14 protein-coding genes are annotated in these 13,730 nt (G+C 45.2%); 6 read left to right on the top strand and 8 right to left on the bottom strand.

Annotation, left to right across the window (positions count from 1 at the left end):
• Positions 1 to 215, top strand: a 215-nt coding sequence (locus F6K37_RS17805) for a hypothetical protein (RefSeq protein WP_287251415.1), incomplete at its 5' end; no start/stop codon positions are given.
• A gap of 227 nt (positions 216 to 442) precedes the next feature.
• Here F6K37_RS17805 and F6K37_RS17800 read toward each other — a convergent pair.
• The 5 genes from F6K37_RS17800 to glnA form a co-directional block, all read right to left on the bottom strand.
• Complete coding sequence (locus F6K37_RS17800; RefSeq protein ID WP_008177956.1) at positions 443 to 1,252, bottom strand: lipoate--protein ligase family protein; 810 nt, start codon at positions 1,250 to 1,252, stop codon at positions 443 to 445.
• An 83-nt stretch (positions 1,253 to 1,335) separates the two neighbouring features.
• The gene (locus tag F6K37_RS17795; protein WP_008177958.1) at positions 1,336 to 1,839 is read right to left on the bottom strand and encodes a YbjN domain-containing protein; all 504 of its coding nucleotides are present in this window, start codon (positions 1,837 to 1,839) and stop codon (positions 1,336 to 1,338) included.
• A 262-nt stretch (positions 1,840 to 2,101) separates the two neighbouring features.
• The gene (locus F6K37_RS17790; protein ID WP_044491863.1) at positions 2,102 to 3,001 is read right to left on the bottom strand and encodes a ferritin-like domain-containing protein; all 900 of its coding nucleotides are present in this window, start codon (positions 2,999 to 3,001) and stop codon (positions 2,102 to 2,104) included.
• 425 nt (positions 3,002 to 3,426) lie between these two features.
• Positions 3,427 to 4,710, bottom strand: a complete 1,284-nt coding sequence (iscB, locus tag F6K37_RS17785; protein WP_287251413.1) for an RNA-guided endonuclease IscB — start codon at positions 4,708 to 4,710, stop codon at positions 3,427 to 3,429.
• Between the two features lie 306 nt (positions 4,711 to 5,016).
• A complete protein-coding gene (glnA, locus tag F6K37_RS17780; protein WP_008177966.1) occupies positions 5,017 to 6,438 on the bottom strand; it encodes a type I glutamate--ammonia ligase in 1,422 nt (473 codons plus the stop codon).
• Between the two features lie 850 nt (positions 6,439 to 7,288).
• On the opposite strand from glnA, the gene apcB reads away from it, so the two are divergent.
• Positions 7,289 to 7,798, top strand: a complete 510-nt coding sequence (gene apcB / locus F6K37_RS17775; protein WP_008177972.1) for an allophycocyanin subunit beta — start codon at positions 7,289 to 7,291, stop codon at positions 7,796 to 7,798.
• Here the strand turns inward: apcB and F6K37_RS17770 are convergent.
• The gene (locus F6K37_RS17770) at positions 7,779 to 8,024 is read right to left on the bottom strand and encodes a hypothetical protein (RefSeq protein ID WP_154659637.1); all 246 of its coding nucleotides are present in this window, start codon (positions 8,022 to 8,024) and stop codon (positions 7,779 to 7,781) included. The genes apcB and F6K37_RS17770 overlap by 20 nt on opposite strands.
• A gap of 141 nt (positions 8,025 to 8,165) precedes the next feature.
• Here F6K37_RS17770 and F6K37_RS17765 point away from each other — a divergent pair, with 141 nt between their 5' ends.
• The 3 genes from F6K37_RS17765 (at position 8,166) to F6K37_RS17755 (ending at position 9,848) form a co-directional block, all read left to right on the top strand.
• Complete coding sequence (locus tag F6K37_RS17765) at positions 8,166 to 8,849, top strand: SOS response-associated peptidase (RefSeq protein WP_287251411.1); 684 nt, start codon at positions 8,166 to 8,168, stop codon at positions 8,847 to 8,849.
• 33 nt (positions 8,850 to 8,882) lie between these two features.
• On the top strand, positions 8,883 to 9,458 hold the full coding sequence (locus F6K37_RS17760; RefSeq protein ID WP_287251409.1) for a Uma2 family endonuclease: 576 nt from the start codon (positions 8,883 to 8,885) through the stop codon (positions 9,456 to 9,458).
• Positions 9,459 to 9,545: 87 nt separating this feature from the next.
• Positions 9,546 to 9,848, top strand: a complete 303-nt coding sequence (locus F6K37_RS17755; protein ID WP_287251408.1) for a hypothetical protein — start codon at positions 9,546 to 9,548, stop codon at positions 9,846 to 9,848.
• Here the strand turns inward: F6K37_RS17755 and F6K37_RS17750 are convergent.
• Together F6K37_RS17750 and F6K37_RS17745 are read right to left on the bottom strand one after the other, a co-directional pair.
• On the bottom strand, positions 9,826 to 10,260 hold the full coding sequence (locus tag F6K37_RS17750) for a helix-turn-helix domain-containing protein (RefSeq protein WP_008177982.1): 435 nt from the start codon (positions 10,258 to 10,260) through the stop codon (positions 9,826 to 9,828). The genes F6K37_RS17755 and F6K37_RS17750 overlap by 23 nt on opposite strands.
• 392 nt (positions 10,261 to 10,652) lie before the next feature.
• Positions 10,653 to 12,389: a glycosyltransferase family 39 protein gene (locus F6K37_RS17745; protein ID WP_287251407.1), complete on the bottom strand. Its 1,737-nt coding sequence runs from the start codon at positions 12,387 to 12,389 to the stop codon at positions 10,653 to 10,655.
• Positions 12,390 to 12,575: 186 nt separating this feature from the next.
• Here F6K37_RS17745 and F6K37_RS17740 point away from each other — a divergent pair, with 186 nt between their 5' ends.
• Positions 12,576 to 13,523: a class I SAM-dependent methyltransferase gene (locus F6K37_RS17740; protein WP_008177988.1), complete on the top strand. Its 948-nt coding sequence runs from the start codon at positions 12,576 to 12,578 to the stop codon at positions 13,521 to 13,523.
• Positions 13,524 to 13,730 lie beyond the last annotated feature (207 nt).

The following is a 13,730-nucleotide window of genomic DNA, read 5'->3' as shown; positions in this document are numbered from 1 at the left end:
TTGAAGCTATTACTGAAAAAGGTGCTTGTTTAGGATTATATAAACTTACCTTGAACTTACCCTCAGGGAAAATACTGACAGGAGGTGGGATTTATGGCAGTTATTGTCAAAAATTGAGAAACGAGCCAGGAGTATATTGGGCTCGGAACAGGATTTGGAGCTTACAAATCATCACGCCCAAGTCATTTCTGGTAGTAACTTTAGACATCAGCTAGTTTGTTGCCTACTTTTGCTTAAGTTCTGATATAGCACTACGCATTCAGATGTAAGACAATTCCTAAACTCCGAAACGTAAGTAATCGCTTACTTCTGACTTCTTACTTCTTACTTCTGACTTGCACGTAGCGCTATAATTTCTGTTTTATCCATGATAAAAACCTCTCCTTGTCTGCTTTTCCATCAGCCTTAACTATGGGTGTTCAACCAGATTTGTTCTGATCGGCTATTGATCTGATCGGCTATTTACCAAAGCCAGAATTTCTTGCCACTCCTGATTTGATAAAGGCTTCTCTACCAACTCCACACCAAAACAATCGGCAGCAGCATGAGTTAGGGCATCCACCACAATGTTTATTAAGGCATCTCCCCGTTGAGCCATGGGTAGATCAAAGGGAGGGGGCGCTTCCCCAAACACTTGAGTATACAGTCCAGCATCTGGTTCTAAGGGAATTGAGCCATGCTGCAAAGTCACATTACCACGGCGCAATTGAGCACTACCAATCAGTTTAGAACCATCTGCCAACACTAAATCGGCACCAGTAGCAGTCCCGAAACAGTTGGGATTGTGAATATACCCCCGTCCGGCTGAACCATAGTGCAACTCTACACCAAGCGAGCGCCACCCCTGAATCAAAAACTCACAAATTTGGTGATAGGCATCAAGACGTTTACCAGTCAACCCGGAATTAACCACCATATAGGTCAAATCTCCCTGATGTAGCACAGCTCTACCACCAGTGGGACGCCTTACCAGCTCTACTGGTTGTGATGCCCAAGTGAGTTGTTCCCAGAACTCAGGCCAACGGCGTTGATGGTAGCCAACAGAGATGGTTGGTGATGCCCAGGTATAAAATCGCAATACTGGGGGATGTTTTCCCCGTTGGTGCTGGGCTAGTAGCCACTGGTCAATGGCCATCTGAAGCCGCCCTGATGCCTGTAGTAAGGGAATTAAACGCCAGGATGAACTCTGAAGTGGTAAGTCTGAACTATCAGAAGTCTCAAGTGGTAAGTCTGAAGTATTAAACAATGCCATTGTTGGCTGATTTGTTCGCTAACTGGTATGTTTTAATCTTTATCCTTCACCTGTGTGGTAATATCAACTGGAATCAGAAGATTTTAGGCCGCACCAAACTCAGCTTGTAATAAGTCATCATTGTCATCGGCTATAGTGGCTACCACGGTAATGGCGCGAGAAATTTCTCCTGGGGACAATTCAGCAACAGTTCGCGTGGATAACACGACAACTTGATCCTCAACAATAGCAAAGCGGGATTCAAAGGTGTCATACCAGTTCATTTCCAGGAGCTTGCGCATCAATTTTGCCTCGTCCTTGGCAGGTAGATGCATCACAGAAGACCAAGCTGTGAAGGTGTCATCATCTGTGGAACCAGTGAGCTGAACGAATACTTCCACGCTACCGTACTGAAACTTCCACAAGTAGCCTTCTTCACTGTGGCTTACCATAGCGCTATTGTTTTGTTCCAGGCTGGAGATGACCGTTTCAATGTTTTCGACATAGTTAACGGCAGTCATAGTCTGGTTGAACTCACTGGCAACGATTTCTGCCATTGACAAGTCTTGACTAGATAGAGTGTCAGGATTCGGCTGTGGGTTTGTCATAATCTATTTCTCTGTGCTGGTCTTGGGGTTTGCCTAAGACCCAGTATCACCTGTAGCTATGCTTCTTGACACGTTGAGTGATTTTCTTAAATCAAGGGTCGAGACATGCAATTAGGTGAGACAGGCAAAAAGGAAAGGGTCAAGGGGAAAAAATGATTTTGCCTTAACCTTTTTCCTTGAACCCTTGTCTTAGATTTTACCTTTGAGATACCGAAACACTAACAAATGCCCTTGAACAGCTTCTGACTTCTTGACCAATTTTCTAGGAGACAGCTTTTTGCTGATGTTTAGATACCTGATTCAGACCGTTCAAAAACATTGGCACAAATTTTTCGATAAACCCTTGTGGATCTTGCTGCCAAGCCTTTTGTGCTACCTGAATCCTGGTCATTTGCAGTTCAGGGGCTAGCAAGGTTTGGGGTAAGCGCTCGATCAGGTACTGAGGACGTTCCCACACTGGCAAAGTATTGGCAACCTCTAGCAAGTTATTGAGTCGGCGCAGTTCAGCACCTGCCATCAGATCTATACCAGATTCATAAGCCGCCTGTTCTATCGCTACATACTGGCGCTTTGCCTGTTCGACCTTCTGTCGATGTTCTGGGCTTTTCTTGGCAATTTGTGCCAACCACCGATTCCCCCAACGCACATGACCAACTTCCTCTGGGAAAATCTGTTCAATGGTTTTAAGAATCTTAATATTTTCTTCCGTTTTCGGTGCCTCTTTCAATGCTTTGATGTGAGCTGAGAAGTACTCACATCCCCGTTTTTCGGTGACATTAATCGCTGCCAAACCACCGATCAGTCCATCGTTCAGCTTTCCTGGTTGTTTATAGCTTTCCTGGTCGATCAGTCGATCAAATTCCTTGATGTAGGACACTCCAGGGGGCTTACCAATATCTGCCCCCAGTTTCATGAGTAGGTCAGTCAGCCACATGGCATGACGAGCTTCGTCAGCAATGTGATGAGATAGGTCACGCACCAGTTCTTTTGGCTGACCATCCAGCTTTTCTACCAAATCCGTGAGATCCAGGCAACTGTGTTGTTCGTTGTAGCGATAGCGGTTGAGCATGACCAGGTGAAGTTTGCGATCGCGTACCACATGTGGCAGGATTTCACGGGCACCCATGCCATTGTTTGATTTGTGAGGATATGCAACTGTCATAGATTTTCTTAGCTAAACCCGCACCAAACCCACGTCTGACCCGATAGGGGAACGGTCGTTGAATTGGGGACAGGAATTATTTATGACCAAGTCTACTGTAGACTATAGCGTTTAGATCTCGGTTGTTAACATACTCCCAAAGGCCAAGAGGCATGCATGTAAGAGGCAAAAGGCAAAAGGGGCAAGAGCTCCGGAGTTTTATTCGACAATAAAAAAAGACAATACAGGTTTACATCTCAAATACAAACGCGCTTATCATGAAAAAAATTACTGGACCTCGTAGCAGCAAAAAACATGATTCAGTAATAAAATCAATCTAAAATCAGTGTGGCTCGAAGTGTTCCTCAATGGACACTGAACCTACGGTTTCAGCTGTCCGAGGAATTGCCGTCAAACAAACAATTGAGCGATAGTAAATCCGCTGTTCAGGAGCCATATTCGTATCCATCAGCAAAGTGAATAGTTTTCAAATATTTTGGATGAACGTCAAACCTTTTGCCGACTGTGGTTAGTTTGAAACTTGGTCTAAATCGAATCGCCACTCGACCGGTGTAGATTCCTAGGTACTTCCCAGTTAAAACATTAGCTTTCACTAAATCCCCTGTCTGGAAACCCATAAAGAACTTTTGGGATGGAGCATGACGGATTGGGAAGCCGTAGCGGTCAGTCCCGCAACGCTGACGAGTTCCATGACCTTTTGCCTTGATTAATAGTGGCTTAACTCCCTTTAAAAGTAGCTTTTCCGGTGTAGAGGCACCTACGCAAGCCGCATCAGTCCAGTGGTGTTTCTCGATGCCTCTGGTCTTACGGTTAAACTTGGTTGTACCCCCTGTACCTGTTTCTAATAGCAAACTGAACGATTGCAGCCTTCTGAACAGTTCCCATCGGGTAGCGTTAACGGCTGCCGCATCTTTCAATGGTGCTAATGCTTGTGCCAAAATTCGTTTGAGAACTAATGGTTTTTTTTTCAGGAACTCTTCAACAGGTTGGTTTCCTTTGGCTTGATTACAATAATGACAAGCCAATGTTAAGTTGCTCACACGGTTACTACCTCCCCTTGATTTGGCGATGATATGTTCAATCTCTAAGGGGACATTTTCAACGCCGCAATAAGTGCATTTTCTACCCCATTTGGTCAATAGATACTCTTTTACTTCAAAGCCAAAGAGCTCTCCGTGTTGATACTCAACACCGCTAATCTCAGGATTTTGTAATTCCTGAGTATCGAACCTAACCAGCTCAGTAGAGATGGCTGTAATAGGACAAACTTTGAGCATCCGTCTGACCCATGTTTCAATGTTGGCAATCCGACTCTCAAGAGAGGGAGGTAACCATCCTTGTTTACGGGTTCGATTCAGAAATCGAGGTTTACGGTAACGGGTTTTACGGTTACGGCGTGCCCTTCTTAATGCCCTACGAGATTCAAGGGCGTCTTTAATTTGTTGCCCTCTGTGAGAGATTTCTAACGCTCCTACAACACGTCCTGTCTCCTCTTGAACTACGGCAATTCCAGTTACTTTGCTTCCAGGGTCAATCTTAATCCTATGAGGATGAACTATCGATTCTTCCGCCGTTCTCTCCTGTAGCACGATCGTGAATGGATAGCGCTTGTAGACTTTCGCTCGTCCTTTTGTGAGTAGTTCTCTCGCCCGTGCTGGATGGCAAGGGTCAAGAGGCAAAATGTTTTTGTCTACTACGAAAACTCGCATTACTTTGAACGCTCAACATAAGTTGGTAAGGTTTGCCTCGACGTGTTAAGACTCGGTACTTTCTGAGTAACACTGGCTTTCCCGAATGACCTGTTTAATTACCCAGTTGTAGTGCTTGAAACTGGCACGCATTTCAAGGTACGAATTTTAACGCTTAGTCTTAACGGCTGCGCGAGGCGAGGATTTCTTGCCTCGCGCCGTCTGGTCAACAGGCTTTATTCAAGCCCACACTGTACCTTGAGGGTCAGTGTGCGGTAGTTGACCCTAGAGGATGGCTAATGGTCTTAGTTCACCATTGACAAAGTATTAGACATCGTAGTATAGTGCGAACTCATAGGGATGAGGCCGCAACCGCATGGGGTTGACTTCGTTGTCTAGTTTGAATTCAATCCAGTTGGTAATGAAGTCTTCGGTAAATACTCCTGATTCAGTCAAGAAGGTATGATCCTTTTCTAAGGCTGCCAGAGCATCCTCTAGAGAACCGGGGGTGGATGGAATTTTGCTCAATTCCTCTGGAGAGAGGTCGTAAATATCCACATCTAGAGAGTCACCTGGTTCAATCTCGTTCTTGATGCCATCAATACCAGCACAGAGCATGGCAGCGAAGGCGAGATAGGGGTTACAGGTGGCATCAGGGCAACGGAACTCTAACCGCTTGGCCTTAGGATTGGGGCCAGACAGAGGAATGCGGATGGAAGCTGAACGGTTGCCTTGGGAGTAAGCTAAGTTGACTGGGGCTTCAAACCCAGGAACCAGACGCTTGTAGGAGTTCGTGCTGGGGTTGGTAAGTGCTAACAGAGCCGGGGCGTGCTTGAGTAAACCACCGATGTAATGGAGCGCCATGGTACTTAGGTTGGCGTAACCATCACCCCAGAACAAGGGTTCCCCATCCTTCCAGATAGATTGGTGGGTATGCATTCCCGAACCATTGTCATTAAAGATTGGTTTGGGCATGAAGGTGACAGTTCTGCCATACTTTTTGGCAACATTTTTGATGACATACTTATAAGTCATCAGATCGTCAGCAGCCTTAATTAGGGTGCCAAAGCGGAAACCCAACTCGTTCTGTCCACCTGTAGCTACCTCGTGGTGGTGCTTTTCAATGGGTACGCCGCACTCTGCCATGGTTAGCAGCATTTCGGTACGCATGTCTTGCAGGGTGTCTGTGGGGGAGACAGGGAAATAACCTTCTTTATAGCGAGGCTTATATCCGAGGTTACCACCTGCTTCTTCTCGACCAGAATTCCAACGACCTTCAACGCTGTCTACATAGTAGTAGCACTGGCTCTCGGTTTGGTCAAAGCGAACATCATCAAACACAAAGAATTCAGCTTCTGGACCAAAGAAGGCGGTATCCCCAATGCCAGTGCTGATCAGATAGTCAAGGGCTTTCTGAGCAATGCTGCGTGGATCGCGGCTGTACCATTCCCCAGTACGCGGTTCCTTAATGCTGCAAATCATGCTCAGGGTTGGTTCTTTCATGAATGGGTCGATCCAAGCCGTTGTGGCATCAGGAACCATTGCCATGTCAGATTCGTTGATTGCTTTCCAACCCCGAATACTTGAACCATCGAAGGGAACTCCATCGACAAAGGAATCCTCTTCTATTTGGTCTTGGTAAAACGAGCAGTGCTGCCAGATCCCTGGCATATCAATGAATTTAAGGTCGATGATTTTTATGTTTTGGTCTTGAATCATTTTCAAGACTTCTTGTGGGGTTTCAGGCATGAATGACTCCTTTGATCAGCTTTACGTTTGTTTACAAAGAAACAATCTTAGAAAATTACTTGAGTTAGTGAATCTACCAAAATTGGCGACACTTAAGCTTTCCCAAACCGAGGACGGGCTAGGTAAGCATCCGAGTCAGTTATTCCTGGGGAGATACTTTTTTTTGAGTGGTGCAAGCAGCACGATTTTCTTAAAAGCATCTTGATGGGCTTTTCCCTTGAACAGTGAAAAGTTGTAGTTCCCTGATTCCTGACTCATCCTAGGGATAGAAAGTAGGACATTATGTATCTAACAATACAGAATGTCCTAAGATGATCGGATCTCATATGAATAAAAAATTAAATTTTCGAGTTCTAGACTAAGTCAGGTTCGCACAAAGGCTCGCACAAAGGCTCAACAGAAGGTCTTTGTCTGGTCACCATGGCACAGAGGCGAAGACTAGGCTCTGGTTAGTGGCAGGTTTTGCCTAAATCCCTCTATATGGCCTCTATATGGGCAATGGGGTTAGTGGGAGCATTTGGTCGGTCGGTTCTAGTTTCCCTGTTTCCCCCCTCTGGAAGTGTCTTGCTCAACTATAAGGTCACATCTATGGTGGGCAACGCCCAATTCTCAAGAAGCATTAAGGATGAAAGCAACAAGCAACAGGGTACAATCTAGTGATGAAAGATATGTATACGCTTAGCTCCAGCCAATTATAGCGTCTGGAATTGAGCACACATTCAACTTGCTGTTTAACTCCTGTGGAGTGCATAGTGTAGCGCTCTGTACCTGTTGAGTGCTCGCCCTATATCTAGGGAAGAGGTCAATAGTAAATCAAAAATATCAAGATTGTTGTTGGGAGAATAATTTAATGAGGGATCTAGTCACAAACTTGATTAGGAATTATGATAGCTCAGGTCGCTACCTAGATCGGGATGCCATCGATTCACTTAAGTCTTACTTTGAAACTGGCACCGCTCGGGTGGCTGTAGCTACTTTAATCAATGGCAATGCTGCTTCTATTGTCAAGCAAGCATCAGCACAACTGTATGAGGAAGTTCCTGAACTGTTGCGTCCAGGTGGCAATTCTTATACAACTCGTCGTTATGCTGCTTGTTTACGAGATCTGGATTATTACCTGCGCTATGCTAGTTATGCCCTAGTTGCTGGTGATACCAATGTCCTGGATGAGCGGGTTCTACAAGGGTTGCGGGAAACCTATAACTCCCTAGGTGTGCCAATCGCTCCAACCGTGCGTGGGATTGAGATTATGAAAGATATGGTCAAAGCAATGGCAACAGAAGCTGGTATTGGGAATATCGGATTTGTTGATCAGCCCTTTGACCACATGAATCGTGAGTTTAGCGAAACAGATCTTTAAGACATTGATGGTTGGTTGACAGTTGACGGTTGTACGGGTGACTGGAATGGTTGCCCGTACTATAGCGCTGCGCGCAGGGAATCGGGAATCGGGAATCGGGAATCGGGAATCGGGAATCGGGAATCGGGTAATTGCTGATTATATTGCTAATTTTGTCAAGGTCTATTACTTGAACGCTGCTCCAGTAAGGGACGAAACTAGCAAACCTTCCAGAGCCGACCGCCACAAATGATTGAATTGCTGATTGAAATGCGATTGGCCGTAGGCCACGCTACGCGATCGCTTAATAGCAGGCTTGCTGGTTTGTAGCACTCAGGACGGATAACTTGCTTCTAAAATAGTACATAAATACTAAATCACGTCCAGTATGTGTGGTAGATTCACCCTGACAACTATAGGGGTAAGCCTAGCGCGAGCTTTTGATTTAGATGATGTGCCAACCCAGGAGGCTAGTTACAATATTGCCCCTACTCAGCTGGTGGCAACAGTATTAAACCCCTCAACTGAGACTGAGCGACAATGGCAATTGTTACGTTGGGGTTTGATTCCTAGTTGGGCAAAGGATATAAAAATTGGTGCAAAGCTGATTAATGCTAGAGCAGAAACGGTAGCAGAAAAGCCAGCATTTCGCAGTGCATTCCGTCGTCGGCTTTGCTTGGTTGTAGCGGATGGTTTTTATGAGTGGCGAAGACAGGATGGCAAGAAGCAACCGTTGTATTTCCATATGAAAGATAAGCGTCCGTTTGCTTTTGCAGGACTTTGGGAACTTTGGAAAAATCCAACGGGTGAGATAATTGCTTCTTGTACAATTATAACCACAGTAGCTAATGACATTATCAGTCCGCTCCATGATCGAATGCCAGTCATATTAGAACCTAGGGATTATGATTTATGGCTGCATCATCAGGTAAGTCAACGGGAGCTATTGCAGCCACTACTGATTCCCTATGATGCCCAGAAGATGAGTGTTTATCCCGTTAGCACTACTGTGAATAATGTCAGAAATAATAGTCCTGAGTGTATCATCCCTGTGGAACTTGATAATAATTAAAATAGTCCCTACAATTCTACATTTTAAATCACCATGACTGCTTTTACAGTAAGTTTCAAATCTATTATTGAACTGACTGATGACCAATTTTATAAGTTATGTCGAAATAACCCGGAAATAAAATTTGAGCGCAATGCCAAGGGAGAAGTGATTATCATGTCACCTACTGGTGGAGAAACTGGTAACCATAATGCTGAAATCATCATCGATTTAGGTATTTGGAATCGAAAAGCTAAATTAGGGGTTTGTTTTGACTCTTCGACGTGCTTTAAACTCCCTAATGGTGCTGACCGTTCTCCGGATGTAGCGTGGATTAAACAACAACGCTGGGATGCACTTAAACCAGAGCAACGCCAGAAGTTTCCACCGATTTGCCCGGATTTTGTGCTAGAATTAATGTCTCCAACTGATCGGTTAACGGTGACTCAAGCCAAGATGGAGGAATATCTAAAAAATGGGGTAAGTCTGGGCTGGTTAATTAATCCTCAAGCACGGCAAGTGGAAATTTATCGACCAGGTCAAGTTGTGGAGGTGTTGGAGTCTCCTAAAACTTTATCAGGGGAGGAGGTTTTGCCTGGGTTTGTCCTGGATTTACACTATCTTTGGTAAATATAAAATTTTACTTTCGTCACTCATCACCTGCCGCTGGAATAATAATTTTTTAAACATTCAACACTAGTTTTCTAGAGGTCTGCTATGGGTCGTGCGTCAAAACTAAAACAACAACGTCGCCAAGAATCTCACGACGGTACTAACAGCACTTCATCCCGACCTAGGTACGTATTATTTGAATCCAATAGCTCTAATTACCTAGCTTCATTAGAGTTATTAGGTGGGATGGAACGGTTAAATTGGTGTCCTCATGCAGGGGGAGCACTCAAATTTGATTCCTTCAGTCAAGCCCAAGCCAAAGCTAAGCGGATTGCTAAGCAAAGAGGATACAGCCTAGAAGTGGTTGAGCTTAATTTTGAACATGTTAATACTGACCAAAAACCTTAGTTACAACCTCCACATTAGGCTCAACCTCTATCCAAAGGGTGGCACCACTATTCTTGGGAGATTCTGGTCTATAGACTAACCGGGATGGCCCGCTGATTTCTACATAATGACAGTTGATATCGCGATTACCCCGTTTAACTGTAATCACTGGGTCTGTTGTATGGTTTTGTTGATTCTTTTGAAGTACTTCCTCGTTGAGGTAGATGTGAGTCAGGGATTTGCTGGGCTGTTTTCTCCAGGAGCCTTGTGGTCCTCGGCTACCGGGAACTATCTTGGGCATACCGTTATATAGCGGAATCCGCCAAAAGCGACCAACTTTTTCGGCTCCTTGAATTCTGCCCTCTTTCAGGAGTTGGCGAACTCGTTGAGGACAAATACCTAGAAGATAGGCGGCTTGGGTGGTATCTATCATGATCGGGCAACTTACTCTAGCGCTATTAATTTATTGGGAAATATACCATACAATTACAGCAATTGCCAAGTTTTATAGGGAACAGGGAATCGGGAATCGGGAATCGGGAATCGGGAATCGGGAACAGGGAACAGCGGATCTGGGCACAGCGGATCTGGGCACAGGGAAGAGAGACTATTAAGTATTAAGTATTAAGGATTAAGTATTAAGGATTAGGAATTAAGCCAGAAGTCTTGAATCGATTAATAAACGTTTAGCAAAATGGCTGATTTATCTGCAGGAAGTACGATAAAAATCAGCAAAAATATCTTTAACTATACCAAATTATCGAAAACTATTTATTCCCTCTCCCCCCACACTCCGAACACTCCACCCTCTCCCGACACTCTTCCCTATTTCCTGCCCTCAGCCCCATGCTTCTCACAAGAATACCGTCGAAATCGATAACCAGGGACTTTAGATATAGATTGTTTATCCTTAATACAACCTTGGGCTTTTAACTCAACAGAGGCAGAAAAATTGACTACCCACAATTCTAAAGGTTTGGGCAGTTGAGCCACAGTTTTTTGCAGGGTTTCTGTAGCTACCCTTGGCTCGGTGTCTTTATGTGCCAAAAGAAACTGGGGTGAATTAATGGCAGTATCAACTACTTTGCGACGGTTCAATTCCCAAGCTAACCCCATCATTTCTCCTGTTTGTTCATGGCTTTTGTGAACTGTAGCAATCAGGACTGGCAGGGATTGAGACTGGAAATCACTAATCTCTAAGATTTTAGCGATCGCAAGATCTGGTCGATCGGCTTTTTGGTAACTCACATGGGATGCCACTATCACTCCACCTACCAATCCCATCAACAGGATTAGTGCTACCCATTGCTGATCTTTCCCTTGGGCAGCTCTCCAACAACTGGCAAAGCTTGCTGCTAGTAACATGATTACCATGGGGAAGTAGACAAACTGGTAACGAGCGGCTAAGGTCAAATCAATGCCAAGACCGTAAGTGATTAACAAGAATAATGCGATCGCTCCCAGGACGAAACCGCCCAAAACCTGAGTCATGACCTTAGTCTGGGAGTCTAAGCTCTGAATTCTGATTCCTCGACGCAACAGTTGCACTATCAAGACTACTAATATTACTGTTACTAGTCCAGAGGCGACCATAATCGGTAGGGATTGCCCTTCTACTGGCAGCATCACTACCATAGTGATCAGCCAAGACAAGAGTCTAGCTACCGGTTCGAGCAAATTGCTGAGGGTTGTGTCTTGGTGAACCCACTCTGTCAAACGATTACTGGAGGGGCGTGGCAAAATTGGCAGCCAAACTAAGACTCCCATTAATGTCCCGAGGGCCACCGCGTAAATTCGCCACCAGTACTTCCAAGAAAATACTGAACCCCCTGACCCAATCCGCAACCCAAGCATTACCAGTCCTACAGCTGCGATCACCAGGACGAAAAAGTAATGGACAGCTATGCCCAAGCTATTGACAATAACCCAGATTAATGCTATGTAAATCGGGAAGGGCGTCTGCCGTTGAAGCGATCGCGTAGCGTACACCAAACAACTGACTGAAGCGATAACCAATAGAATCCCTAGAGTGTAGTGTCGAGCTTCTTGAGCCAGATAAATGCCATAGGGTGAAACAGCCATCAGTGCTGCTGCGAAGTGACCCACCAGGGAAGAGCGAAACCCTAAGCAACCTAAGCCAAACAGGGCTGGAATGGAAATCACTCCCAGTAGCACACTCAAGGATCGCGCTACCCACAGGGATACCAATTCCCCATGGCCTGGAAACAGCTTCAGCCACAGATGGGTGAGGACGAAGTACAGTGGTGGGTGATTACTCTCGGTGATTAGGTTATTAATAACGGAATTGATGCTAGCACTAGAGTTCGGTTTCAGGGGAGCTAACAGGGTATCTGACGTAATCACCTGATCCAGCGGTACCCTCCGAAAACTATTGCCCAGGCTAAACACTAGGGTGGCAAATTCATCTGACCAGGGGGGTTTTCCGGCCAGATAGGTAAACCGTAAACCTGCTGCGATCGCTATCCACACCAGCAGTAATAGAACTATGACCCAACTACTCCAGCTTTTGTCCACTTGGGATTTTGGGTTGTTAAGAATCATTAGTCATTAATTCTCTTTGTAGCTAGGAATCAAGGTAACGTTCTCCCACACTACTTCATTATCGTTGATGCCACTGTTGAGTTACTGGAACTGAGATGGGTGCTGGGGCAGAGCAATAATACCGCGCAATCATACCGCTATGAAATAATTAGATGAGCTAATCATTGGGATAATTTTTGAATACTGATGAAGGACAAGCTCAAACCAGACTGGGCGGGGGATGACTTACTCTCCCGGTTCGTTAATCTGTTGATCGACACCAAGCCGATCTACAAGGTGATGCAACACCAGGCCAGGCAGGTGCTAATTAAAACCGCAGAAAAAAATGGGATTGAGTGGCGGAAAAACTACCAGGAGTTAGAAAAATCAGGAGCGAAGACCTTACTATCCGAGATTACTAACCCTAGCCTGGTCTACCCAGACTACTACAAAGTCCCTTTCCATGCTTATGACCAGGGAAACCTATGCTGGGAAGCTGCCTTTGAAGCTGCCAGTGCTACCCAGGCTATGGGGTTGAGGGTTTGGCCCAAAGAAAAACTTACTTGGCTTTCGGCACAAGAGCGATTACGAAGTAGTTTTCATCAAGTACTAGGAGAGTATAATCCCGAGATAGTCACAGATGTGCTAGACATTGGCTGCTCAGTAGGGATATCTACCTTAGCGCTACACCGCTACTACTCCAGGATCAAAAAGGGCAAAATCCGCACCGTTGGGTTAGACTTATCCCCTTATATGCTGGCTGTGGCCAAGACCATGGATCAGACAGCAGAAATATCCGAATGGATCCATGGCAAAGGAGAGGAAACCAGTTTACCAGACAATTCCTTTGATGTGGTCACCTTACAGTTGGTTCTTCATGAACTACCGCACCAAGCAACAGAGGAAATTTTTTCCGAAGCGCTACGTATTCTACGACCTGGTGGCTGCCTTGGTGTTGTAGATAATAATCCTGCCTCCCCAGTCATCCAGAATCTGCCCCCTGCACTGTTTGTGTTGATGAAAAGTACAGAACCTTGGAGTGATGACTACTACAGCTTTGATGTGGAAGGGGCGATGATTAAAGTTGGTTTTGACTATCAGACCACGGTAGCCAGCGATCCTCGTCACCGCACTATTATTGCTACAAAACCGTAAGCTATAGCAGTCGCCAGGGCAGTTAGGACATGACAAAAGTCTCACACCCAAAGTAAGCGCAAGAGTTTGACTTCTGACTTCTGACTTCTGACTTCTGACTTCTGACTTCTGCTATATCAGCTATCAGCTATCAGCTATCAGCTATCAGCTATCAGCTATCAGCTATTGCGCGTAGGGCATATGCTTACACAAAACCTGCTTGAGGTG

It is taken from the genome of Moorena sp. SIO4E2 (assembly GCF_010671945.1).
Taxonomy (GTDB): Bacteria; Cyanobacteriota; Cyanobacteriia; order Cyanobacteriales; family Coleofasciculaceae; genus Moorena; species Moorena producens.
Note: the sequence above shows the minus strand (reverse complement) of the source record. Positions and strands in the feature narration are given on the sequence as shown.

Bases quoted from the DNA above. Each gene is read 5' to 3' on its own strand.
- F6K37_RS17755 (WP_287251408.1), top strand. From the start codon at position 9,546: ATGGGTCGTGCGTCAAAACTAAAACAACAACGTCGCCAAGAATCTCAC.
- F6K37_RS17740 (WP_008177988.1), top strand. From the start codon at position 12,576: ATGAAGGACAAGCTCAAACCAGACTGGGCGGGGGATGACTTACTCTCC.
- F6K37_RS17745 (WP_287251407.1), bottom strand. From the start codon at position 12,389: ATGATTCTTAACAACCCAAAATCCCAAGTGGACAAAAGCTGGAGTAGT.
- F6K37_RS17765 (WP_287251411.1), top strand. From the start codon at position 8,166: ATGTGTGGTAGATTCACCCTGACAACTATAGGGGTAAGCCTAGCGCGA.
- F6K37_RS17795 (WP_008177958.1), bottom strand. From the start codon at position 1,839: ATGACAAACCCACAGCCGAATCCTGACACTCTATCTAGTCAAGACTTG.
- F6K37_RS17760 (WP_287251409.1), top strand. From the start codon at position 8,883: ATGACTGCTTTTACAGTAAGTTTCAAATCTATTATTGAACTGACTGAT.
- F6K37_RS17790 (WP_044491863.1), bottom strand. From the start codon at position 3,001: ATGACAGTTGCATATCCTCACAAATCAAACAATGGCATGGGTGCCCGT.
- glnA (WP_008177966.1), bottom strand. From the start codon at position 6,438: ATGCCTGAAACCCCACAAGAAGTCTTGAAAATGATTCAAGACCAAAAC.
- iscB (WP_287251413.1), bottom strand. From the start codon at position 4,710: ATGCGAGTTTTCGTAGTAGACAAAAACATTTTGCCTCTTGACCCTTGC.
- F6K37_RS17800 (WP_008177956.1), bottom strand. From the start codon at position 1,252: ATGGCATTGTTTAATACTTCAGACTTACCACTTGAGACTTCTGATAGT.
- apcB (WP_008177972.1), top strand. From the start codon at position 7,289: ATGAGGGATCTAGTCACAAACTTGATTAGGAATTATGATAGCTCAGGT.
- F6K37_RS17750 (WP_008177982.1), bottom strand. From the start codon at position 10,260: ATGATAGATACCACCCAAGCCGCCTATCTTCTAGGTATTTGTCCTCAA.